This window comes from Mesorhizobium sp. M2C.T.Ca.TU.002.02.1.1, assembly GCF_003997225.1.
In genome coordinates this window covers 1-770 of sequence record NZ_RZTO01001381.1, presented here as the reverse complement: position 1 = coordinate 770, position 770 = coordinate 1, and the positions used below count along the sequence as shown (strand labels likewise).

Annotated in this window: 1 protein-coding gene; it reads right to left on the bottom strand. The window is 65.7% G+C overall.

What is annotated here, in order from left to right; all coding sequences use genetic code 11:
- Nucleotides 1-58: 58 nt before the first annotated feature.
- A partial coding sequence (locus tag EOD07_RS36230; RefSeq protein WP_245470634.1) for a lyase family protein occupies nucleotides 59-770 on the bottom strand: 712 nt, incomplete at its 5' end.

The window sequence follows — 770 nt, the reverse complement described above, 5'->3', positions numbered from 1 at the left end:
CTCCTGCTTCGCCCTGGAATGACGATCTCGCGAGGGTCTTGCCCTGCATCGGGTCCTCTTACCCCGGATGCGTCATGTCCTCCGGCCGCACCAGCCGATCGTAATCGGCTTCGCTGACCAGCCCGGTGGCCAAAGCCTCCTTGCGCAAGGTCGTGCCGTTCTTGTGCGCGGTCTTGGCGATCTTGGCGGCGTTATCGTAGCCGATGGTCGGGGCCAGCGCCGTCACCAGCATCAGCGAGCGCTCGAGCGCGGCTTTGATGTTGTCCTCGCGGGCCTCGATGCCCACGACGCAATTGTCGGTGAAGGACACGGAAGCGTCGGCCAGCAGCTGCACAGACTGCAGGAAGTTGTAGGCCATCAGCGGGTTGTAGACATTGAGCTCGAAATGACCCTGGCTGCCGGCGAAGGTGAGCGCGGCATTGTTGCCGAACACCTGCACGCAGACCTGCGTCAGCGCCTCGCACTGGGTCGGATTGACCTTGCCCGGCATGATCGAGGAACCCGGCTCGTTTTCCGGGAGCGACAGCTCGCCGAGGCCGGACCGCGGGCCGGAGCCGAGAAAGCGGATGTCGTTGGCGATCTTGAAGAGTGCTGCCGCCGCCGCGTTGATCGCGCCATGCGAGAACACCATGGAATCGTGCGCGGCCAGCGCCTCGAACTTGTTCGGCGCGGTGACGAAGGCGATACCGGTGATGGCGGCGATGCGGTCCGCCACCTTTTCCGCGAAGCCGACCGGCGCGTTGAGGCCGGTGCCGACGGCGGTGCCGCCC